Origin of the sequence: Streptomyces sp. NPDC060002 (assembly GCF_042737245.1) — a bacterium.
GTDB lineage: Bacteria > Actinomycetota > Actinomycetes > Streptomycetales > Streptomycetaceae > Streptomyces.
In genome coordinates this window covers 1-21,277 of record NZ_JBHWUW010000089.1, presented here as the reverse complement: position 1 = coordinate 21,277, position 21,277 = coordinate 1, and the positions used below count along the sequence as shown (strand labels likewise).

Sequence of the window (21,277 nt, the reverse complement as noted above, 5' to 3'; positions counted from 1 at the left end):
CGTCCACAGCCTGTGGACGGGCGCCCGCCTCCGTGCGGCCCGCTCGCGCCCGCCTGCTCGGCCGGCCAGCCCCTCGGCCGGCCGGCCGGCGCCTTCAGCCGGGTCGCCGCCTCCTCCAGCACGCTCACCCGCCTGCGGAACGCGAACCGCACGACACGAAGGGCGCGCCCTCCTCGCGGTGGTCGTAGAAGACGGCGTTCGGGATGGGCGACCACGCCCGCCCGCTCGGGCAGCGAGCGGCAGAAGGCGAAGCCGCCGGACTCGCCGAGGGGGCGGATGCCGGGTGGTGACGAAGTACGTGCCGGCCGGGCGGAAGACCGCGAAGCCCGCGTCCGCGAGCCCCGCCGCCAGCGGGTCGCGCTTGGCCGGGAGGGAGGCTGTGCACCGAGCGATCGTCTCGTGGCGGGCAACTGCCCGCGTCAACGCTGACCCTGACCAGCTCAGGGAAGCACTCCGTCCGCTCGGCCACGTCGAACTCGGCGCGGTCGAGGTGCATGGGTGAGCCCGAAGAAAGGCGATCGGGTCAGCGTCCCTCCGCTGACTGGCTGGAGCGTCATCCACGGGACGACGCAGGCCGCGCCCGGTTGGGAGGAGCTGTGCCGGGTGGCGTTGCCGAACGCGCATCGCTGCCGGGAAGCCCTTCGCACAGACCCGCTGTCGCGCGCCCACTGGAACCGTCAGCACCAGCTCCGCGGCAGGCACGCCACCAGGCAATGGAAGGGCTCCGAGCTGGAGCAGTGGGAGTACGAGATCACCAGCGGCGGCCGGGTTCGCTACCTGGTCAGCCCGGATACCTCGACTGTGATCCTGGTGTAGGCCTCCCCGCGACACCCGAAGGACACTGAATAGCCCGACGGCCCAGGGCCCTAGGCGCCCAGTCTCTTGAGGCGGCGCGCGGCCTCCTCCAGTACGCCTGTCCGCTTGCAGAACGCGAAGCGGACAAAGGGTGCGCCCTGTTCACGGTGGTCGTAGAAGACCGCGTTGGGGATCGCGACCACCCCGCAGCGTTCGGGCAGGGCGCGGCAGAAGGCGAAGCCGTCGCTCTCGCCGAGGGGGCGGATGTCGGTGGTGATGAAGTAGGTGCCGGCGGGTTTGAAGACCTCGAAGCCGGCCTGCGTCAGACCGCTCGCCAGCAGGTCCCGCTTGGCCAGCATGTCCGCGCGGAAGTCGGCGAAGTAGCTGTCGGGCAGGGCCAGCGCCTCGGCGACCGCGTACTGGAACGGGCCGGACGACACGTACGTCAGGAACTGCTTCGCCGAGCGCACCGCCGTGACCAGTCCGGGCGCCGCCGTGACCCAGCCGACCTTCCAGCCGGTGAACGAGAACGTCTTGCCGCTCGACCCGATGGTGACCGTCCGCTCCCGCATCCCGGGCAGCGTCGCCAGCGGCACGTGCTCGGCCTCGTCGAACACCAGGTGCTCGTACACCTCGTCCGTCACCACGAGCAGATCCCGCTCGACCGCCAGGTCGGCGATCGCCGTCAGCTCCTCGCGGGTGAGGACCGTGCCGGTCGGGTTGTGCGGGGTGTTGATCAGCAGCAGCCGGGTGCGCCCGGTGACCGCGTCGCGCAGCTCGTCCAGGTCGAGACGGAAACGGGCCTGCTCCGGGTCCGGGCGCAGGGTGACCGGCACCCGCGAGGCGCCCGCCATCGCGATGCAGGCCGCGTAGGAGTCGTAGTACGGCTCGAGGGCGACGACCTCGTCGCCGGGCTCCAGCAGCGCGAGCAGGGTGGCGGCGATGGCCTCCGTGGCGCCTGCGGTGACCAGGACCTCCGTGTCCGGGTCGAAGGAGAGACCGTAGCGGCGGCGCTGGTGCTCGGCGATCGCCGTGCGCAGCTCGGGCACGCCGGGGCCCGGCGGGTACTGGTTGCCGCGCCCGTCCCGCAGCGCCCGCACGGCCGCCTCGCGGACCTCCTCGGGCCCGTCGGTGTCGGGGAATCCCTGCCCCAGGTTGATCGCGCCGGTCGCCGCGGCCAGGGCGGACATCTCGGCGAAGATCGTTGTCCCGAACTCGGCGAGACGGCGGTTGAGGAAGGGGCGCGCGGTGGAGGTCATGCCCGTCATCCTGCGCCGAAGCTCTGGAGTTCCTCAACTCTGCTTTGGCAGATGAGACGGACGGGCATCCCCCGTTCACGTGGCGCTCAGACACCACGCGAGGCGCCCACGGGGGGCCGCTTCGGGGGACACGGAAGGAGGGTGACGCCATGGTCTTCGGCATCATCCTGGCGGTGGTCGGAATCATGCTCGTGGCGGCCTTGCTGGCCAACGCCCGCGGGCCCGCCTCGAGGTCGTACCGCGGCGGCCGGTCGCGCCGGTACAGCGGCGGCGGCAGCGCGGCCGGTGGTGGTGGCGACGGCAGCTGGTGGGCCGGCGGAGGAGACGGCGGCTCCGGCGGCGGCCACCACGGAGGCCACTCCTGCGGCGGAGGGTCGTCCTGCGGGGGCGGCGGATCGTCCTGCGGCGGAGGCGGCGGCGGATGCGGCGGAGGCAACTGACACGGGGCAGCTGAGCTCCCCGACGGGGAAGCCGCATCCGGACCGCGGGGCCCGAACCCGACCACGGGCTCCGCGGTCGCGCCGGTCCTGGCCGTCCTGGCCGTCCTGGCCGTCCTGGCCGTCCTGGCCGTCGGGACGGCGACTTCCACTACCCGCGGTCGCGTCTTTCATGCGGGGCGCGTGGATGCACGCCTGGGCCGCCTGGGGTACGTCATGGTTGAACAATTGAGCTGTGGACCCCCCGAGGGATGGAAACCGCACGAAGTTGGGTAAAAACGCTGTGGAGCCACCGCAGTTCATGATTCCCTCTAAACCACCGACACAGCCCCTCGGACCCCTTCGGACGTCCCCTGCGGACGACCTTCCGGACCGGGCCGACCGGGGCCGTTCTCCCGGCTTCGACCGGGGTGCGCCGACCTGCCCCCTCTCTTTGCGTCTCCGCGGAGCCGATCCATGCTCACCACCCTGAACACCTCCTACACCGACACGCGCGCGGCCGATCTCGCCTGGGCCCTGGGTCGAGAGCCGCTGCCCGCCCTCGCCACACTCGACCTCGAACTGTCCGCTGCCAAACTGCAGCTGAGACTGCTCGGCGCATCGCACCAGGTGCTGCTGGAGGAGGAGCAGGGCTGTTGTTCCGAGACGGTGGCCTGCATCCCCGGCAGCAGTACCCCGCTCCCGCTGGGCGTCGCCAAGCGGGTCGGCGACTGGGAGTACGAGTTCGCGGCACGCGTCGAGGTGCTCTCGCCCGGCCAGTTCGCGGGCCGCGCCCAAGAACTCCTGGCCCTCGTATCGGAGCACCCGCACGGCCTCGCCGGCGTCTTCCCCGGCAGCCCGCACGCCTTCACCGCCCTGCTCGCCCACCGCAGCGAGGGCCAGGTGCACTGGCGCACCTGGCACGCCTATCCGCAGGACGGGCAGCTGGTGGCGACCAGGACGAGGGTGGGCGTCCGCGTACCGTCGGGCGATCCAGGCCTGTCCGTGGGCGCCGCCGCCCAGGGAGTCTGAGGCGCCGGCGACCCAAACGTCCGGTGCCCGAACGACCTCGGATTCCACACGTGTGGGTGACGAGGGGCACCCAAGTCGTCACGTAACGTCGCAGTCGTGATCGAACCGCACGCGCCGGCCCCGCCCGGTGTCCGGCCGGACCGGGAGCCGCCCCCGCAAGGGTCCGCGCGGCTCCCGGTCCGGCCGGCCACCGGGCGGTTCCTGGTCCTCGCGTGTGTCTTCGTCTGCGCGGCCTGCGGTCTCGTCTACGAACTGGAACTCGTCGCACTCGCCTCCTACCTGATGGGCGACTCCGTCACCCAGGCCTCCGTCGTGCTGTCCGTCATGGTCTTCGCGATGGGCATCGGCTCCCTCGCCGCCAAACGGCTGCGCCGGTTCGCCGCGGCCGGCTTCGGCGCCCTGGAGACGACCCTCGCCCTGGTCGGCGGGTGCAGCGCCATGTCGCTCTACGCGGTGTTCGCCTGGACAGGCGGCTGGGGCGGCCTGTGGGCCCACGGCCCCCGCGTGCTCCTCGTCGCGTTCTCCCTCGCCATCGGTGTGCTCATCGGCGCCGAGGTGCCCCTCCTCATGGAGCTCATCCAGCGCATCCGCCGCCAGGACGCGGGCGGCGCGGTGGCCGACCTGTTCGCCGCGGACTACGTGGGCGCGCTGGTGGGCGGCCTCGCCTTCCCCTTCCTGCTGCTGCCGTTCCTGGGCCAGCTGACCAGCTCCCTGCTGACCGGCGGGGTCAACGTCGTGGCCGGGGCCGCTCTGGTGCTGGGCCTCTTCCGGCGCGACCTCACCTGCCGTGCCCGCTGTCTGCTGCTCGTCGCCAACATCACCGTCCTCGGCGTCCTCGCCTCCGCCGCCGTCCTCGTCGACGACTTCGAACGAGCGGCCCGGCAGGCGGTGTACGGCGACGACGTGCGCGTGGCGGTGCGGACCGGCGTCCAGGAGATCGTCCTCACCGGCGGGACCGACGGCCGGCCCCTCGACCTCTACCTGGATGGCCGCCTCCGCTTCGCGGGCCGCGACGAGCGGCGGTATCACGACGCCCTGGTCCAGCCCGCGATGAGCGGTCCGCACGCGCGCGTGCTGATCCTCGGCGGCGGCGACGGCATGGCCGCCCGCGAGGCCCTCGGTCACCCCGGGGTGCGCCGCGTCGACATCATCGCTCTCGACCCCGGCCTGGTCCGGCTGGCCCGCACCGACCCGGCCCTGTCCCGCCTCAACGACCACGCCTACGGCGACCCACGCGTCCACGTCGTCACGGGGGAGGCCTTCCAGTGGCTGCGCGGGGCCCCTCCGGCGACGTACGACGTGGTCGTCGCGGATCTGCCCGACCCCGGCATGACGGCGAGCACGAAGCTCTACTCCCAGGAGTTCTACGGCCTCGCCCGCCGCGCCCTCGCCCCGGGCGGCCGACTCGTCGTGCACGCCGGCCCGGTCGCCGGCCGGCCCCGCGCGTTCTGGACGGTCGAGGCGACGATGCGCGCGGCGGGCCTGCACACCGCCCCCTACCGCGTGGACGGCAGCGGCACCGGCCGCACCGCGGCCCCCGCCGGCGGCACCGGCAGCTCCCGGGCCCCCCGCGACTGGGGCTTCGTCCTGGCCACCGCCGACACCCGCCCGCCACTGCGCCTCGACCGGCGGCCGCCGCGCACCCTGACCCAGGCGGAGCTGACGGCTGACGCGCGAGCGGCGGAGGCGACCCGGGTGACGGGGCTGCGGCCCTCGACGTTGGTGCATCCGCGGTACTGACCCGGCGCCGGGGGCCTACCACCGGCCCGAGCCCGGCGGAGCCGATTCCCGGTTTCGCCGGGTGCTTTCCCCTGCCCGCTGGGTAGGCTCCGATGTCATGGAGCAAGAGGTGTTCGTTCCGGTTCCGGCCGAGCGGTTGAGGGCGGCCCTCGCAGATCCGGCGCTGGTGGCCCGGGCGGTCCCCGGGCTCCAGCAGGACGTGGGCACCGAGCCCGTCGCGGGGCGGTTGAAGGTGCGGGTCGGCGGCCACACCATCACCTACCGGGGCGCCGTACGCGTCTCACCGCGCGAGGACGGTGCCTACGCCGTGGAGGGCGACGCGACCGAGGTGCGCGGCAGCGGGGTGGTGAAACCGCTGCTCACGCTGTGGCTGCGGGAGGCCGAAGCGGGCACGACGCTCCGCTTCGAGGGAACGGCGTCGGCGGACGGCCGGATCGCGGAGCTGCCGCCGGAGGCGGTGGAGGCGACGGTCACCCGACTGCTGAACCGCTTCGCGACGAACCTGGCCACGGAAGCCACGGAAGCCACGGAAGCGGTGGATGTGGACGCCGTGGATGTTGACGAGGTCGATGACGTGGACGACGTCGACGAACCACCAACCCCCGGGACCGTCTTCGAGGCGGAGGTGTCGCCCGCCGGGCTCGAGGACCTCGCGGGGCCCGGAGAGCCGCCCGCCGAGGCCGCGCACGCGCGCCGGACGATGATCGGGCGCAGCGCCGAGGAGGTGGACCACGCCCCGCCGCGCGGGCGCTACGCGCCGGTCCCGGCCCCGCAGACCGTCGTACCCAACAGCACACTGCGGTGGGCCGCTCCGGCTGCCGCGCTGGTCGTGGCGTCGGCGATCGTGGTGGGCAGGGCACTGCGCCGACGCGGCTGAGGCCGAAGACGCGCTGCGCGCCGACGCGGGCACGCATGCCGAACTGCCCGGGTTCGAGGCCGGCGGAGCGGCCCGGTTCCTCGCGCGGCATCTCGGCCGGTCCGCCACCGCGCACGTCTGATCGTCCCAGTAGGGTCGTCCCGTGAGTTACGAAGACATCACGCTGACCGCGGGCGACGCGGAGGTGACCGTCCAGCCGGGCAACGGCGGCCGGGTCGGTGGGCTGCGCGTCGGGGGCCTCGAACTGCTGCGCCAGGGAGACCGTTTCGGGTGCTTCCCGATGGTTCCCTGGTGCGGCAGGATCCGGGACGGCCGCTTCCGGGACGGCGGAGCCGTCCACCAGATGCCGCTCAACGCGGCGCCGAACGCCATCCACGGCACCGTCCGCGACGGTGCCTGGAAGGTGGCGCGGCGGACCGCCGCCGAGGCCGTGCTGACGTACGACCTGGTGGAACCCTGGCCCTGCCCCGGCCTGGTCACCCAGGTGTTCACGCTGACCGAGGACACCCTGACCCTCGCGATGGCCGTGGAGACCTACGGTTCGTCCTTCCCGGCGCAGATCGGCTGGCATCCCTGGTTCAACCGCAACCTGGGCGGCCCGGACGACCAGGACGTGCGGGTCTCCTTCGACCCCGCGTGGCAGGAGGAGCGCGGCGACGACCATCTGCCGACCGGCAACCGTGTCGAGCGGAAGCCCGGCCCCTGGGACGACTGCTTCGGCATGCCCGGCGGTGTCGACGTCGGCCTCACCTGGCCCGGCCGGCTGGAGCTGAAGGTGACCAGCCCCGTGGAGTGGGTCGTCGTCTACGACGAGCAGGAGGCGGCCGTGTGCGTGGAGCCGCAGACCGGCCCGCCCGACGGCCTGAACACGCTCCCGCGCCTGGTCACGCCCCTGGAGCCGCTGGAGGCCACCACCACCTGGCGCTGGACCCGGCTCTGATCCTGCCCTCCGGGCTTCGCCTTAAGCTGAGCAGCATGACGGACGTACGTGGCGTGCTGCTGCAGCAGATCAAGGACAAGGCCGTGGTGCACGGCAAGGTGACCCTGTCGTCGGGTCTGGAGGCGGACTACTACGTCGACCTCCGCCGCATCACCCTCGACGGGGAGGCCGCTCCGCTGGTCGGGCAGGTGCTGCTCGACCTGACCGCCGAGCTCGACTTCGACGCGGTGGGCGGTCTGACCATGGGCGCAGACCCGGTGGCCGGCGCCATGCTGCACGCGGCCGCCGCGCGCGGCCGGCGGCTGGACGCCTTCGTCGTGCGCAAGGCGGCGAAGGCGCACGGGCTCCAGCGGCGGGTCGAGGGCCCGGACATCAAGGGCCGGCGCGTCCTGGTCGTCGAGGACACCTCCACAACCGGCGGCTCGCCGCTCGCCGCCGTGGAGGCCGTCCGTGAGGCGGGCGCCGAGGTCGTGGCCGTGGCGACGATCGTGGACCGGGCGACCGGCGCCGACGAGAAGATCCGCGAGGGCGCGGGCGTGCCGTATCTGTTCGCCTTCTCGAAGGATGAACTGGGTCTGGACTGACGGCCCGTATTGGCCTGCACTTTGACCTGCACGTCGACCTGCCCGTTGACCTGCACTTGACCGGCGTGTGGACCAGGCGTGGACCATTCGCCCAGGTCTGGAAAGATGGGGACGACGATGACGTCGCACCCCAGGTCTAGGTCAGGGCCGTAGTACGCAGATCGACAGATCGCCAACCCGCAGACACCAAGGAGCGGACAGATGCCCATCGCAACCCCCGAGGTCTACAACGAGATGCTCGACCGGGCGAAGGCAGGCAAGTTCGCCTACCCGGCCATCAACGTGACCTCGAGCCAGACCCTGCACGCGGCACTGCGCGGCTTCGCGGAGGCGGAGAGCGACGGCATCGTCCAGATCACGACGGGTGGCGCCGAGTTCGCGGGCGGCCAGTACAGCAAGGACATGGTGACGGGCGCGCTGGCCCTCGCCGAGTTCGCGCACATCGTCGCCGAGAAGTACCCGGTCACCATCGCGCTGCACACGGACCACTGCCCGAAGGACAAGCTCGACGGGTTCGTCCGTCCGCTGCTCGCGATCTCCGAGGAGCGCGTGAAGGCCGGCCGCAACCCGCTCTTCCAGTCCCACATGTGGGACGGCTCGGCCGAGACCCTCGCCGACAACCTCACCGTCGCGCAGGAGCTGCTCGCCCGCACCGCCGCCGCGAAGATCATCCTCGAGGTGGAGATCACCCCGACGGGCGGCGAGGAGGACGGTGTCTCGCACGAGATCAACGACTCGCTGTACACGACGGTCGACGACGCGGTGCGCACCGTAGAGGCGCTGGGTCTGGGCGACAAGGGCCGCTACCTGCTGGCCGCGTCCTTCGGCAACGTCCACGGCGTGTACAAGCCGGGCAACGTCGTGCTCCGCCCCGACCTGCTGAAGGAGCTGAACGAGGGCGTCGCCGCGAAGTACGGCAAGCCGGCCGGCTCCCAGCCGTTCGACTTCGTCTTCCACGGCGGTTCCGGCTCCACCCCGGAGGAGATCGCGACGGCGCTGGAGAACGGCGTCGTCAAGATGAACATCGACACGGACACGCAGTACGCGTTCACGCGTCCCGTCGCCGACCACGTGCTCCGCAACTACGACGGCGTCCTGAAGGTCGACGGCGAGGTCGGCTCCAAGAAGACCTACGACCCGCGGACCTGGGGCAAGCTGGCCGAGGCGGGCATGGCCGCGCGCGTCACCGAGGCCACGCAGCACCTGCGCTCGGCGGGCCAGAGGATCAAGTAACTCCTGAAAGCACCTCCAGAGGCATCTCCTGAGGTACCCCCGGAGGTACTACGGGTACGAGTGAGCCCGGCGTCTGTCTACGGCGCCGGGCTCGCTGTATACCTGGGGGCATGCCTGACGTCCGGTTGGCCTCGACGCAGGGCAGGTGGATCCTGCTCACCACCGTGCTCGGTTCCAGCATGGCCCTGCTGGACTCGACCGTCGTCAACGTCGCCCTTCCGCGCATCGGCCGCGACCTGGACGCCGACCTGGCCGCCCTCCAGTGGACCGTCAACGCGTATCTGCTGACGCTGGCCGGGCTGATCCTGCTCGGCGGTTCCCTGGGCGACCACTACGGGCGGCGCAAGGTGTTCGTGATCGGGGTGGTGTGGTTCGCCGTCGCCTCGCTGCTGTGCGGGATCGCCCCGAACGCGGGCGTGCTGGTCGCCGCCCGGGCGCTGCAGGGGGTCGGCGGCGCGCTCCTCACCCCGGGTTCCCTCGCGCTCATCCAGGCCTCCTTCCACCCCGAAGACCGGGGGCGGGCGGTGGGCCTGTGGTCCGGGTTCGGTGGCATGGGGGCGGCCGTGGGGCCGTTCCTGGGCGGCTGGCTGGTGGACGGTCCGGGCTGGCGGTGGGTGTTCCTGCTGAACGTGCCGCTGGCGGTGGTGTGCGTGCCGGTGGCGCTGCGGCACGTGCCGGAGTCGGACGGGCGGCCCGTCCGACGGAGTGCGACCGGGAGCGCGGCCGAGAGTGTGACCGGGAGTGCGGCCGGTAGCGCGACCGGGGGTGCCTCCAAGGGCGCTGCGGGGCGTGCGCGGGGGCGCTTCGACGTGCTGGGCGCCTGCCTGGGCGCGCTGGCGCTCGCCCTCGTCACCTATGCGCTGATCGAGGCCCGGAGCGGACCCGTAGGGGTCGTCACGGGGGCGGCGGTCGCGGGACTGCTGGCCGGGGTCGCCTTCGTGGCGGTGGAGCGCCGCCACCCGGACCCGATGCTGCCGCTCGACATCTTCGCGTCCCGCCAGTTCACGGCCGTCAACCTGGTCACCCTGTGCGTGTACGCGGCCTTCGGCGGCTTCTTCTTCCTGTCCGCGGTCCAGCTCCAGGTCGTGGTCGGCTGGTCCGCCCTCGGCGCCGGCACGGCGCTGCTGCCGACGACCGTGCTGATGCTGCTGCTGTCCGCCCGCTCCGGTGAACTGGCCGAGCACATCGGACCTCGGATCCCGCTCACCGCAGGCCCGCTGCTGTGCGCCGCCGGCATGCTTCTGATGCTGCGCGTGGGGCCCGGCGCGTCCTACACCACCGACGTCCTGCCCGCCGTCCTGGTGCTCGGTTGCGGCATGGTCGCGCTGGTCGCCCCGCTCACCGCGACCGTGCTGGCCTCCGTGGACGTCGCACGGGCCGGGGTGGCCAGCGGCGTCAACAACGCGGCGGCCCGCGCGGCCGGTCTCGTCGCCGTGGCAGCGCTGCCCCTGCTGACCGGGATGAGCTCGGAGGCGTACCGCTCGGCCACCGCCTTCGACGAGGCGTTCCAGCGGGCGATGGTGCTGTGCGCGGGGGTGCTGGTGGTGGGCGCGGTGGTCGCCTTCACCACAGTGCGCCGCCCGGCCCCGGACTGTCGTCGGCCGGAGTGCAGGACCCACGGGAGCGTGCTGGCGCCGCCGCTGGAGGGGGAGCGGACGAAGGGGCGGCTGTCCTAGAGGGGTCCTGGGCGACGGTTGTCCGGGTTTCCCCGGTGGGCTGGGGCCGAGGGCTCGCGGATGGCGCAGACTGGACGCATGTCCCTTCACGAAAACCTCCTCGGGGGCCCGCCCCCCACCCACCTCCCCGACGACCCCGAGCCGCGCGAGCTCCTCGCGAACGGCACGGCGCCCGCCGACGTCGCCGCGAAGTACCCGACGTCCTCGCTGGCCTGGGCCCAGCTCGCCGACGACGCGTTCGAGCGGGGCAGCGTGGTGGAGTCGTACGCGTACGCCCGTACGGGGTACCACCGCGGCCTGGACAGCCTGCGCCGCAGCGGCTGGAAGGGCCACGGCCCGGTGCCGTGGGAGCACGAGCCGAACCGCGGATTCCTGCGTGCCCTGCACGGCCTCGCCCGCGCCGCGCAGGCGATCGGCGAGCAGGCGGAGTGGGAGCGCTGCTCGCAGTTCCTGAAGGACTCCTCGCCGGCGGCGGCCCAGACCCTGGGTTAGCCGTTCACCTGTGTGTTCTTGCGGGGCCCGTCCGGTGTGACCAGGCGGGCCTTGCGTTTTTGGGACACCATTGCGCAATATGTGCCGGTGGGGACCGGGGCCCCCGTGTCGGTAACGGCAGGGGCGGACCGCTACCCGAGTACACATCAGGAGACAGCGATGTCCCAGCAGGCTCAGCCCCAAGAGGCTTCGGAGCCCGAGACCCCGCATCTCGACTTCGCCGGCACGACGCCGTACGAGGACTACGTCAAGGCGGACGTGCTCACCCACCTCCAGCACACCCTCTCCGACGATCCCGGAGAGATGGTCTTCCTGGTCACCACCCAGGTCATGGAGCTGTGGTTCACCGTCATCGTGCACGAGTGGGAGACCGCCGCGCAGGCGCTCCGCCAGGACCGGGTGCCGGTGGCGATCGACGCGCTGAAGCGTTCCGTCCGCGAGCTGGACGCGCTGAACGCGTCCTGGCGGCCGCTCGGGCAGCTGACCCCGGCGCAGTTCAACTCGTACCGCTCCGCGCTCGGCGAGGGCTCCGGCTTCCAGTCGGCGATGTACCGCCGCATGGAGTTCCTGCTCGGTGAGAAGTCCGCGTCCATGCTGGTCCCGCACCGCGGCGCGCCCCGTGTCCACGCGGAGCTGGAGAAGGCGCTGCACGAGCCGAGCCTGTACGACGAGGTGCTGCGGCTGCTGGACCGGCGCGGTCACGCGATCCCGCCGGCCGTTCTGGAGCGTGACATCTCGCGCCGCTACGAGCCCTCGGCGGAGGTAGAGGCGGTCTGGACGGCCGTGTACTCGGGTGACGAGGGTGACGAGATCGCGCGCCTCGGCGAGGCGCTGACGGACGTCGCCGAGCTGGTGTGGCGCTGGCGCAACGACCACCTCGTCGCCACCCGGCGCGCGATGGGCGCGAAGACCGGCACGGGCGGCTCGGCCGGCGTGGCCTGGCTGGAGAAGCGCGCGCAGAAGAACGTGTTCCCCGAGCTGTGGACGGCCAGGTCCCATGTCTGAGCGCCCCGGCTTCGAGCAACTCGCCGTCAAGGCGAAGGAGTTGGACGGCGGTGACGAACTGGCGGGCAAGCGCGCCCAGTTCCTCCTCGACGACGGCGTCTACCTCGACGGCAACTCGCTGGGCGCGCTGCCGCGGTCCGTCCCCGGGCACGTCGAGGACGTCGTGCGGCGTCAGTGGGGCGCGCTGAAGATCCGCTCCTGGGACGAGAGCGGCTGGTGGACGGCGCCCGAGCGGATCGGCGACCGGATCGCCCCGCTGGTGGGCGCGGCGGCCGGGCAGATCGTGGTCGGCGACTCGACAAGTGTCAATGTCTTCAAGGCACTTGTGGGAGCGGTACGCCTGGTGGACGGCGCCAGGGACGAGATCCTCGTCGACGCGACGACCTTTCCCACGGACGGTTACATCGCCGAGTCCGCGGCCCGTCTCACCGGCCGCACCCTGCGTGCGGTGACACCGGGCGAGGTGCCGGCGGCGCTGTCGGAGCGTACGGCCGCCGTGCTGCTCAACCACGTCGACTACCGCACCGGGCGGCTGCACGACCTGCCGTCGCTCACCGCCGCCGTGCACGCGGCGGGCGCGATCGCCGTCTGGGACCTGTGTCACAGCGCGGGCGCCCTGCCCGTCGGTCTCGACGAGCACGGCGTGGACCTCGCGGTCGGCTGCACCTACAAGTACCTGAACGGCGGCCCGGGTTCGCCGGCGTACCTGTACGTCCGGCACGGCCTCCAGGACCGGTTCGACTCACCGCTGCCCGGCTGGAACTCGCACGCCGAGCCCTTCGGCATGCGGGAGACGTACGAGCCGGCGGCGGGCGCCCCGCGCGGGCGGGTCGGCACCCCGGACATCCTGTCGATGCTCGCCCTGGAGGCGGCGCTCGAGGTCTGGGACGGGGTCTCGGTCGAGGCGGTGCGGGCGAAGTCGTTGGCCCTGACGGACTTCTTCCTGGAATGTGTCGCCGCGTACGTCCCCGAGGGGCGCGTCGAGTCGCTGACTCCGGTGCGTCACGAGGAGCGCGGCAGCCAGGTGGCGCTGCGCTGCGAGGAGGCCGGCGAGGTCATGGCACGGCTGATCGGGCGCGGGGTCGTCGGCGACTTCCGCCGCCCGGACGTCCTGCGCTTCGGCTTCACCCCGCTGTACGTCGGGTTCGCCGACGTGGAGCGGGCGGCGCGGGTGCTGGCGGAGGAACTGCGCTGACCCGGCGGCCGGCCGGCAGACGGACCCGGACGGTGGGCCCGGTGGGCTGAACAGGCCAGGTCTCCTGGGCGTACCTAGGGGTACGCCCAGGGGGTTTCCCAGCCGGTGGGCCCGGCGGGCCCACCGGGGCGGCGGGGCGGCGGAACAGCAGAACCGTTTACCTGGACCGGTTACCTCTCACCGAGCGTGACATCCGCGTGTCCGCGCACGTCACGGGCCTGATACCGTCCCGGCCAACGGCCGAATTCACATCTGGTCCGCCAATTCTGTTTCGCCGCTGAGAGGTTGGAGCATGCCGGACGACGTTGTCGCAGCCCGGGCCGCCGCCGAGGAGGCGTCGGCCTTCGCGCATCCGCCCGTCGAGCCCGACGTCACCACGGCGTACGGCGATCACCCCGACCAGGTGATCGACTTCTACGTACCGCGAGCACAGGTCGGGCCGGGCGGGTCCGTCCCGCTCGTCGTCGTGCTGCACGGCGGGGCCTGGCGGGCGTCGTACGACCGGCGGCACATCGCGCCGTTCGCGGACTTCCTGGCCCAGCGCGGCTTCGCCGTGGCCAACGTGGAGTACCGGCGGGGCGCCGGGAGCCCCGACCCGGAGGGGACATCCCCGATCGCGGGACGCTGGCCGGACACCTTCGACGACGTCGCCGCGGCCCTCGACGCGCTTCCCGCCCTCGTCCGGGAGGCCGTGCCGCAGGCCGACGCCCGCCGCACGGTGCTCACCGGCCACTCGGCGGGCGGCCACCTCGCCCTGTGGGCGGCGGCCCGGCATGTGCTGCCCGCCGACGCGCCCTGGCGCACCGGGGGTTCGGCCTCGCTGCGGGGGGTCGTCGCGCTGGCTCCGATCGCCGACTTCGAGATCGCCGAGAAGCTGGAGGTGTGCGGCGGATCGGCCCGTCAACTCCTGGGCGGCGACGAGCAGTTCGAGGAGCGACGGCCGTACGCCGACCCCGCGCTGCTGTTGCCGACCGGAGTCGCGACGACCCTGGTCCAGGGCCGCACCGACCTGGTCGTCCCGCAGGCGGTCGCCGAGGCGTACGCGGACGCGGCGGCGAAGGCGGGGGAGGTGGTGGGCCTGACCCTCCTGGAGGATGTCGGCCACTTCCCGCTGATCGACCCGGCGGCGGACGCGTGCGCGGTGGTGGCGGAGGAGATCGCACAACTGGCGTGGTGACCGTGGCCCCGCTCCGGCGGGGTGAAGTCCCCTAGGTCGTACCCGTAGTACCTGAGAGCTACGTCGAAGAAGAGCTCCTCAGCGGGACGCGAACGACGAGCGCCGATCCGTAACTTCCAAGCCAGAAAGGCCCGATGGCCGGGCGCACTGGCGGGGGAGGGGCGGGATGGCGGAGCTTCGTTTTCGCGGGCGGTGGTGCCGTGCGAGGGAAACGCGTGGGGGGCGGCACTGGTTCCGCGCCCTGTCGGCCGTCCTCGTCACCGCCGCCGTGGTCGTCCCTCTCACGGCGGCAGCGGCCCGGCCGCGGATCCCTGCCCCGCCCCCGGCCGCCCTCGCCCCGCTGACGGCGGCGACCCTGGAGAAGGCGTACGCCGCCAACCGGGCCAACGCCGCACTGGCGTCCCGGATGGCCGCCGCCCACGGGGACCGTCACCGCGCCGCCGCAGAGCGGGAGCTGGCCGCCCCGTCCCGCAGACTGCTCTCCTTCGACGGCCGGGGTTCCGGCCGGGCGACCGAGGTGTTCGGGGACCTCGCCCACGCCGACCGTGTCGCCGTCCTCGTACCGGGCTCCGACACCTCGCTGGACACCTTCGGACGCTTCCGCGCGGGAGCGGCCGCACTGCACCACCGCCTCTCCGGGCAGCCGGGCGCCGGCTCCCGTACGGCGGTGGTGGCCTGGCTCGGCTACACCACGCCCGGCACGATCAGCGCCACCGTGATCACCCCGGACCGCGCCGACGAAGCGGCCCCGGACCTGCGGGAGTTCCTGCGCGAGCTGCGCTCCGTCACGGCACCGGGCGCCCGGTTCACCCTCCTGTGCCACTCGTACGGCACGGTCGTGTGCGGCCGCGCGGCCCCGCACCTGGACGTGACGGATCTCGTCCTCCTCGGCAGCCCGGGCACGGGTGCGGAGTCGGCGGCGGACCTGCGCACCCGCGCCCGGATCTGGGCGGCACGGGGCGCCGACGACTGGGTGGCGGACGTCCCGCACGTCAGCGCCGACCTGTTCGGCACGACGGTCGGCTTCGGCGCCGATCCCCTGTCCCCGTCGTTCGGCGCCCATGTCTTCGCTGCGGGCTCCGGCGGCCACAGCGACTACTTCAGGCCGGGCTCGCCCTCCCTCGCCAACATCGCCCGGATCGTCCTCGGCGAGACCTCGGAGGTCACCGGTGCGTGAGACACGGGTGCGTGAGACACAGGAGCGTGCGGCACCGGTGCGTGAGACACGAGAGCGTGCGGCACCGGTGCCTGGGTCACAGGGGCGGGCGCTGTTCGGGATACGGCGGGCCGCCGCCCGGATCGACGCCGCCACGCCGCCGCAGCGCGACCGGGCCGTGGACGCCCTGCGGGCCCTGGCGATCCTCGGCGTCGTCCTCGGCCACTGGCTGGTGACGGCGCTCGTCGCCGACGGCGGAACCCTGCGGGCCGCGAGCCCGCTGGGGCCGATGCCCTGGCTGGCCCCGGTGTCGTGGATGTTCCAGACCCTCGCCGTGTTCTTCATGGTGGGCGGCCATGTGGCGACCCGAAGCCTCGCCTCGGCCCGCGCACGGGGCGGGACCTACGGCGCGTGGCTGAGAACCAGGCTGGCGCGGCTGTTCGTCCCGGTCGCCGCCGTGCTGGCCGTGTGGACCGTCGCCGCGGTCGGCCTCCTGCTCGGCGGCGCGTCCTTCGTCACCGTGCACACGGTGGTCAAACTGGCCCTGTCCCCCCTCTGGTTCCTGCTGGTCTTCGCCGTGCTGACGGCCGCGACCCCGCTGCTGGTCCGGCTCAACCCGCTGTGGCCGCTGGCCGTCGTCCTCCATGTGGACCTGGTGCGCTTCGGCCTGGGCGGCCCGTCCTGGCTGGGCTGGTTGAACGTGCTGGCGGGCTGGCTGGTGCCGTACACCGTCGGCGCGGCCTGGACCCGCGGTGAGCTGGAGCGGCCCCGCGCGGGCCGGCTCCTGCTGGTCGGCGGGGCGGTGGGGACGGCGCTGCTCGTCGGCTTGGCCGGATACCCGGCGTCGATGGTGGGCGTGCCGGGCGCGGCGGTGTCCAACCTCAACCCGCCGACGCTGGCCGCCGTCACGTTCGGTCTCACCCAGTGCGGACTGGCCCTGCTGCTGCGCGACCGGCTGCGCCGGGCCATGCGGCGGCCCCTGGCCTGGGCGGCGGTCGCGCTGGTCAACCTCTCGGCGATGACGGTGTTCCTCTGGCACCAGACGGCCATGATGGCGACCACCGCGACGGGCCTGTTCGCGGGCCGGCTGCCCGGTCTGCACACGGTCCCCGACGGGCTGGAGTGGGTGGCGGCCCGGCTGCTGTGGCTGCCGGTCTTCACCCTGGCGCTGGGGGTGTGCTGGGTGGCGTTCCACGCCTTCGAGCGGGGCGGAGGCCGGTGCGCGCGGAGGCAGCCGGGAGGGTCACGCGTGGTGCGCGTCGGACACCGGGGGAAAACACCGGGGCTGCGGGAGACGCGGCGTGTCTAGGGTGGTGCGGATGAAGGGCGTGGAGGAGTGGCTGACCGCGGGCTTGCGGTCGCTGCGGGACGACTTGTGGACGATCCGGCCGGCACCGTTGCCGCCGTTTTTGTTGCTGCGCCGCCTGCCGCACTGGCATGTGATGCTGGTCGGCATCGCCATCGTGCTGGCCGGCACGGCTCAGATCACCGACGAATACCGGCAGGGCGCCAACTACGCTCTGATCTGCGCCGCCGCACAGGGCGCGGCGGTGGTGCTGGCCCTGCGGCGGCCGGTTCCCGCCTGGTGGCTCTCGACGGCGGTCACCGTGGTCGTGGCCCTGGGCGCGCGTTCCCAACTGATCTCGGGTCAGGCCGAGCCCGGCGCCTCCTGGCCCTGGGGCGTACCGGGTCTGATCGCCCACGCCATGGTGCTGCTCCTGTTGTCGCTGCGCTTACCCACCCGAGCCTCTGTTGCGGCGCTGGGCCTGACCGCGCTGGTCACCTACGTCCTGGAAGGGCTCGTCGGCGCCGCCAACTACGCGCCGAGCGGCCCGTCGGCGGTGATCGTGTTCGCGGTTGTGGTGCTCCTCGGCAGCGCCCTGCGTGGCCGCCGCGAGGCCCGTACCCAGCTCGTCGAACAGGAGACGATCACCGCCGAGGAACGCGGCCGCCGCACGCTGCTGGAGGAGCGCAACCGGATCGCGCGCGAACTGCACGACGTGGTCGCCCACCACATGTCGGTGATCTCCATCCAGGCCCAGGTCGCCCCACACCTGGTGGAGAACCCGTCCGAGGAGCTGAAGGAGAACCTCGCCGGCATCCGCAAGAACGCTCTGGAGGCGCTCGCCGAACTGCGCCGGGTGCTCGGGGTGCTGCGCTCGGAGAACCCCGAGGACCCCTACGGACTCGGCGCGGCCGGCACCGGAGCCGCCCCGGACACCCCGCAGCCCACCCTCGACCGCCTCGACGCCCTCATGGAGAACACCCGGGCCGCGGGGCTGGACGTGGTCGCCGCCGTCGACGGCGAGGCGCCCGTGTATCCGCCGGGCGTGCAGCTGTCGGCGTACCGGATAGTCCAGGAGGCGCTCAGCAACGCCCTGCGGCACGCGCCGGGTTCCCAGGTGCGGGTGGAGGTCACCCACCATGTCCGGGGCCTGTACCTGGAGGTCACCAACTCCCGCCCGCGTGAACCCGTACCGTCCTCTCCGGGGGCGGGGCACGGTCTGCTCGGGATGCGCGAGCGGGCGGTGATGCTGGGCGGCCATGTCAGCGCCTACCCGACCCTGCACGGCGGTTTCGCGGTGTCTGCGTTCCTCCCGCGGGACGGCGCGGCCACGCCCGGCGATGGTTCGCACGCCGATCCCGGCACCCCCGAGGGCCTCGAACTCGTCTTCCCGGACGACCTGGACGACCTGGACGACCTGGACGACCTGGACGACCTGGACGACCTGGACGACGCGCACGACGCGGGCGGCGCCCCGCCCCCGACAGGAGAAGGAACCCCATGACGACCGGTGGCACCATCCGCGTACTGATCGCCGACGACCAGGAGATGGTCCGGCAGGGCTTCACCGTGCTGCTCAACGCCCATCCGGGCATCGAGGTCATCGGGCAGGCGGTGCACGGCCTGGACGCCATCGCCAAGGTCGACGAACTCGCCCCGGACGTCGTGCTGATGGACATTCGCATGCCCGAGCTCGGCGGCATCGACGCCACGCACCGCATCACCCTCGCGCACCCGCACATCAAGGTGCTGGTGCTCACCACCTTCGACCTCGACGAGTACGTGTACGACGCGCTGCGGGCCGGGGCGTCCGGCTTTCTGCTGAAGGACGCCTCCGCGGACCGGCTCGCCGAGGCGGTCCGGGTGGTGGCGGCCGGCGACGCCCTGCTCGCGCCGGTCATCACCCGCAAACTGATCGCCGAGTTCTCCCGTCTCGACGGCAAGCCCAGAGCCCCGCTGAAGGAGCGGGTCGGCGACCTCACCGAGCGCGAGACGGAGGTGCTCACACTGATCGCGCAGGGCCTGTCCAACGCGGAGATCGCCGACCACCTCTTCGTGGCCGAGCAGACCGTGAAGACGCACGTGGGCCGCATCCTGGTGAAACTGGGGCTGCGGGACCGCACCCAGGCGGCGGTGTTCGCGTACGAGTCGGGCCTGGTGAGACCGTCGGGGTACTGAGGGAGGCCGCCCTGGTGGGGCCTCGGCGCAGCCCTGGCGGACCCGTAGTACTTGAGAGGGATCCGCACGAACCCCTCTCACTGGTGACGACCGGGCCCCCTCCCTCGGCCTACCGTTCTGAACGTGACAGAGACGACGCAGACGCACACCACGCGCCCGGACGACCCGGACGACTCCTACGAGGCCTACCGGCCGCGGAGCCCGGAGTTCCGGGCGGCCGTGACCGCCCTGCGCGGCCTGTGGGAGGACCTCTTCCACGACGCCTTCGCCTACCGCCCGCTGCCCCGCAAGCACCCCGACGGCCGCGCCCTGGGCCGCCTCAAGGGCCGCAGGCGGGAGTACGTCGCCTGGTCCCGGCACGCGGTGGTCGGGGCGGCCGGCGCCCTGGCGATGCTGATCGCCTGGACGGACGCCCAGGGCAGCGGCCTCGGTCTCCCGATCGGCCTGCTCGCCCTGGCCCCGGTGCTGCTGACGCTGGTGCGGCCGGTCGGCGCGTTCTGGCTGTCGCTCGCGGGGGCCACCGTCGTCGCGATCATCGGCACCACGTACAGCGACTGGCCCTGGCTGCCGGGCAGCTTCGCCGCCCACCTGATCGTGCTGACGGTCGTGGCGATACGCACCCGCCCGCGCACGGCGGCATGGATGTGGATGCTGACGGCGGCCTACGGCTTCGTCGCCGAGACCGTCTTCGGCGGGGGCTACTACTACACGAACACCGCCCCCATGCTGGTCTTCGCGGCGATCATCCTGCTCGCCGTGACCGTGTGGCACATCCGCCGGCAGGCCGAGGAGAAGGTGACGGCCCAGCAGACGGTGACCGCGCACGAGCGCTCCCGCCGCACCCTGCTGGAGGAGCGCACCACGATCGCCCGTGAGCTGCACGACGTGGTCGCCCACCACATGTCGGTGGTCGCCATCCAGGCCGAGGCGGCTCCCTACCGGGTGGAGAACCCGCCGCCGGAGCTGGAGAAGGCCTTCGCCACGATCCGGGAGAACGCGGTGGCGGCTCTCACGGAGCTGCGCCGGGTCCTGGGCGTGGTCCGCGCCGAGGACTACGAGGTCCCCGACGCCCCGCAGCCCACGCTCGCCGAACTGGACGGGCTGATCGCCAACGTGCGGGACACGGGCCTGGACGTGGAGAAGACGGTCACCGGCGCGGTGCGCGAGCTGCCCCAGGGCGTGGAGCTGTCGGCGTACCGGATAGTCCAGGAGGCGCTGAGCAACACCCTGCGCCATGCTCCCGGGGCGGGCGCCCGGGTGGAGATCGGCTATGTGCTGGGCGGCCTGGGGCTGCGGATAGTGAACGACGCACCGCCGAACCCGTCCCTGATCAAGCCCTCGCCCGGCGCCGGTCACGGCATCACGGGGATGCAAGAGAGAGTGAGCATGTTGAACGGCGAGATGACGGCGGAGCCGACCCCGACGGGCGGCTACGAGGTGACGGTGTTCCTGCCGGTGCCCGCCGCGAGTGAGAGTGGAACATGACGATCCGAGTACTGATCGCCGACGACCAGATGATGGTGCGTGAGGGCTTCTCCGTCCTGCTGAACGCGATGCCGGACATCGAGGTCGTGGGCGAGGCGGTCAACGGCCGGGAGGCGGTCGACCGCGTCCGCGAACTCGCGCCCGACGTGGTCCTGATGGACATCCGCATGCCGGAGCTGAACGGCATCGAGGCTACGCGGGAGATCGTGGCGGCGGACGGCTCGGCGAAGGTCCTGGTACTGACGACCTTCGACCTGGACGAGTACGTCTACCAGGCGCTGCGCGCCGGTGCCTCGGGCTTCCTTCTGAAGGATGCTTCGGCCCGGCAACTGGCCGACGGCGTCCGGGTGGTGGCGGCGGGCGAAGCGCTCCTCGCCCCCTCCGTCACCAGGCGGCTGATCACGGAGTTCTCCAAGCTGTCCGACACCCCGCGCCTGTCGGCGACCGCGCAGGCGGCGTACGGCGACCTCACCGAGCGGGAGACGGAGGTGCTGGTCCTCATCGCCCAGGGCCTGTCGAACCTGGAGATAGCCGGCCGGCTGGTGGTCGCGGAGTCGACCATCAAGACCCACGTCAGCAGGATCCTGGTCAAGCTGGGCCTGAGAGACCGCACCCAGGCGGCGGTCTTCGCGTACGAGGCCCGACTGGTGACCCCGGGCTAGGCACTGTCTGACAAAGGATCTTGGGTGGGTTCGCGGAGCCAGAGGATGAGTGCGGCCAGGTGGACTCCGGCCTTGTAGCGGGTGGCGAGT

General features: G+C 72.7%; 20 protein-coding genes and 1 pseudogene. 19 read left to right on the top strand and 2 right to left on the bottom strand.

Annotated features, from left to right (window positions below; translation table 11 throughout):
- Positions 1–92: 92 nt before the first annotated feature.
- Positions 93–372: pseudogene (locus tag ACFWBD_RS39505) on the bottom strand (aminotransferase); the annotation flags it as partial.
- Between the two features lie 126 nt (positions 373–498).
- Between ACFWBD_RS39505 and ACFWBD_RS39500 the strand changes: the two are divergent.
- The gene (locus ACFWBD_RS39500; RefSeq protein WP_385678402.1) at positions 499–816 is read left to right on the top strand and encodes a hypothetical protein; all 318 of its coding nucleotides are present in this window, start codon (positions 499–501) and stop codon (positions 814–816) included.
- Between the two features lie 50 nt (positions 817–866).
- On the opposite strand, the gene ACFWBD_RS39495 is transcribed toward ACFWBD_RS39500, so the two are convergent.
- Positions 867–2,063, bottom strand: a complete 1,197-nt coding sequence (locus tag ACFWBD_RS39495; protein ID WP_385678399.1) for a pyridoxal phosphate-dependent aminotransferase — start codon at positions 2,061–2,063, stop codon at positions 867–869.
- A 140-nt stretch (positions 2,064–2,203) separates the two neighbouring features.
- Between ACFWBD_RS39495 and ACFWBD_RS39490 the strand changes: the two genes are divergently transcribed.
- The 18 genes from ACFWBD_RS39490 to ACFWBD_RS39405 all read left to right on the top strand — a co-directional run bounded on the left by ACFWBD_RS39490 (position 2,204) and on the right by ACFWBD_RS39405 (position 21,187).
- Entirely contained in the window at positions 2,204–2,494 is a 291-nt protein-coding gene (locus tag ACFWBD_RS39490) for a hypothetical protein (protein WP_385678396.1), read from the top strand.
- Positions 2,495–2,947: 453 nt separating this feature from the next.
- Positions 2,948–3,502 carry a DUF2617 family protein gene (locus ACFWBD_RS39485; RefSeq protein ID WP_385678392.1) on the top strand — a complete coding sequence of 185 codons (555 nt, stop codon included), beginning with the start codon at positions 2,948–2,950 and terminating at the stop codon, positions 3,500–3,502.
- Positions 3,503–3,598: 96 nt separating this feature from the next.
- A complete protein-coding gene (locus ACFWBD_RS39480) occupies positions 3,599–5,242 on the top strand; it encodes a polyamine aminopropyltransferase (protein WP_385678389.1) in 1,644 nt (547 codons plus the stop codon).
- 97 nt (positions 5,243–5,339) lie between these two features.
- Positions 5,340–6,119, top strand: coding sequence for an SRPBCC domain-containing protein (locus ACFWBD_RS39475; RefSeq protein WP_385678386.1), 780 nt, complete (start codon positions 5,340–5,342; stop codon positions 6,117–6,119).
- 142 nt (positions 6,120–6,261) lie between these two features.
- Complete coding sequence (locus ACFWBD_RS39470; RefSeq protein WP_385678383.1) at positions 6,262–7,059, top strand: aldose 1-epimerase; 798 nt, start codon at positions 6,262–6,264, stop codon at positions 7,057–7,059.
- Positions 7,060–7,094: 35 nt separating this feature from the next.
- Positions 7,095–7,643, top strand: coding sequence for an orotate phosphoribosyltransferase (gene pyrE, locus ACFWBD_RS39465; protein ID WP_385678380.1), 549 nt, complete (start codon positions 7,095–7,097; stop codon positions 7,641–7,643).
- Between the two features lie 201 nt (positions 7,644–7,844).
- Positions 7,845–8,876, top strand: coding sequence for a class II fructose-bisphosphate aldolase (gene fbaA, locus ACFWBD_RS39460; protein WP_385678377.1), 1,032 nt, complete (start codon positions 7,845–7,847; stop codon positions 8,874–8,876).
- A 110-nt stretch (positions 8,877–8,986) separates the two neighbouring features.
- Positions 8,987–10,552: an MFS transporter gene (locus tag ACFWBD_RS39455; RefSeq protein WP_385678374.1), complete on the top strand. Its 1,566-nt coding sequence runs from the start codon at positions 8,987–8,989 to the stop codon at positions 10,550–10,552.
- A gap of 78 nt (positions 10,553–10,630) precedes the next feature.
- Positions 10,631–11,044: a DUF3151 domain-containing protein gene (locus tag ACFWBD_RS39450; RefSeq protein ID WP_385678371.1), complete on the top strand. Its 414-nt coding sequence runs from the start codon at positions 10,631–10,633 to the stop codon at positions 11,042–11,044.
- Between the two features lie 159 nt (positions 11,045–11,203).
- Positions 11,204–12,049: a tryptophan 2,3-dioxygenase family protein gene (locus tag ACFWBD_RS39445; RefSeq protein ID WP_385678368.1), complete on the top strand. Its 846-nt coding sequence runs from the start codon at positions 11,204–11,206 to the stop codon at positions 12,047–12,049.
- Positions 12,042–13,244, top strand: coding sequence for a kynureninase (gene kynU, locus ACFWBD_RS39440; RefSeq protein WP_385678365.1), 1,203 nt, complete (start codon positions 12,042–12,044; stop codon positions 13,242–13,244). Before ACFWBD_RS39445 ends, kynU begins: the two co-directional genes overlap by 8 nt.
- A 292-nt stretch (positions 13,245–13,536) precedes the next feature.
- On the top strand, positions 13,537–14,421 hold the full coding sequence (locus tag ACFWBD_RS39435; protein ID WP_385678362.1) for an alpha/beta hydrolase: 885 nt from the start codon (positions 13,537–13,539) through the stop codon (positions 14,419–14,421).
- A gap of 166 nt (positions 14,422–14,587) precedes the next feature.
- Positions 14,588–15,598 (top strand): alpha/beta hydrolase, encoded by a 1,011-nt coding sequence (locus ACFWBD_RS39430; RefSeq protein ID WP_385678359.1) that lies wholly within the window; start codon positions 14,588–14,590, stop codon positions 15,596–15,598.
- A gap of 100 nt (positions 15,599–15,698) precedes the next feature.
- Complete coding sequence (locus ACFWBD_RS39425) at positions 15,699–16,886, top strand: acyltransferase (protein WP_385678409.1); 1,188 nt, start codon at positions 15,699–15,701, stop codon at positions 16,884–16,886.
- Positions 16,887–16,896: 10 nt separating this feature from the next.
- Complete coding sequence (locus tag ACFWBD_RS39420) at positions 16,897–18,366, top strand: sensor histidine kinase (RefSeq protein WP_385678406.1); 1,470 nt, start codon at positions 16,897–16,899, stop codon at positions 18,364–18,366.
- Entirely contained in the window at positions 18,363–19,040 is a 678-nt protein-coding gene (locus tag ACFWBD_RS39415; protein ID WP_384116860.1) for a response regulator, read from the top strand. The genes ACFWBD_RS39420 and ACFWBD_RS39415 overlap by 4 nt, the downstream gene beginning before the upstream one ends.
- A gap of 123 nt (positions 19,041–19,163) precedes the next feature.
- Entirely contained in the window at positions 19,164–20,525 is a 1,362-nt protein-coding gene (locus ACFWBD_RS39410) for a sensor histidine kinase (RefSeq protein WP_385678355.1), read from the top strand.
- Entirely contained in the window at positions 20,522–21,187 is a 666-nt protein-coding gene (locus ACFWBD_RS39405; RefSeq protein ID WP_355702593.1) for a response regulator transcription factor, read from the top strand. Before ACFWBD_RS39410 ends, ACFWBD_RS39405 begins: the two co-directional genes overlap by 4 nt.
- Positions 21,188–21,277 lie beyond the last annotated feature (90 nt).

Bases quoted from the DNA above. Each gene is read 5' to 3' on its own strand.
- ACFWBD_RS39495 (WP_385678399.1), bottom strand. From the start codon at position 2,063: ATGACGGGCATGACCTCCACCGCGCGCCCCTTCCTCAACCGCCGTCTC.
- ACFWBD_RS39490 (WP_385678396.1), top strand. From the start codon at position 2,204: ATGGTCTTCGGCATCATCCTGGCGGTGGTCGGAATCATGCTCGTGGCG.
- ACFWBD_RS39485 (WP_385678392.1), top strand. From the start codon at position 2,948: ATGCTCACCACCCTGAACACCTCCTACACCGACACGCGCGCGGCCGAT.
- ACFWBD_RS39475 (WP_385678386.1), top strand. From the start codon at position 5,340: ATGGAGCAAGAGGTGTTCGTTCCGGTTCCGGCCGAGCGGTTGAGGGCG.
- pyrE (WP_385678380.1), top strand. From the start codon at position 7,095: ATGACGGACGTACGTGGCGTGCTGCTGCAGCAGATCAAGGACAAGGCC.
- fbaA (WP_385678377.1), top strand. From the start codon at position 7,845: ATGCCCATCGCAACCCCCGAGGTCTACAACGAGATGCTCGACCGGGCG.
- ACFWBD_RS39455 (WP_385678374.1), top strand. From the start codon at position 8,987: ATGCCTGACGTCCGGTTGGCCTCGACGCAGGGCAGGTGGATCCTGCTC.
- ACFWBD_RS39450 (WP_385678371.1), top strand. From the start codon at position 10,631: ATGTCCCTTCACGAAAACCTCCTCGGGGGCCCGCCCCCCACCCACCTC.
- ACFWBD_RS39445 (WP_385678368.1), top strand. From the start codon at position 11,204: ATGTCCCAGCAGGCTCAGCCCCAAGAGGCTTCGGAGCCCGAGACCCCG.
- kynU (WP_385678365.1), top strand. From the start codon at position 12,042: ATGTCTGAGCGCCCCGGCTTCGAGCAACTCGCCGTCAAGGCGAAGGAG.
- ACFWBD_RS39435 (WP_385678362.1), top strand. From the start codon at position 13,537: ATGCCGGACGACGTTGTCGCAGCCCGGGCCGCCGCCGAGGAGGCGTCG.
- ACFWBD_RS39430 (WP_385678359.1), top strand. From the start codon at position 14,588: ATGGCGGAGCTTCGTTTTCGCGGGCGGTGGTGCCGTGCGAGGGAAACG.
- ACFWBD_RS39420 (WP_385678406.1), top strand. From the start codon at position 16,897: ATGAAGGGCGTGGAGGAGTGGCTGACCGCGGGCTTGCGGTCGCTGCGG.
- ACFWBD_RS39415 (WP_384116860.1), top strand. From the start codon at position 18,363: ATGACGACCGGTGGCACCATCCGCGTACTGATCGCCGACGACCAGGAG.
- ACFWBD_RS39405 (WP_355702593.1), top strand. From the start codon at position 20,522: ATGACGATCCGAGTACTGATCGCCGACGACCAGATGATGGTGCGTGAG.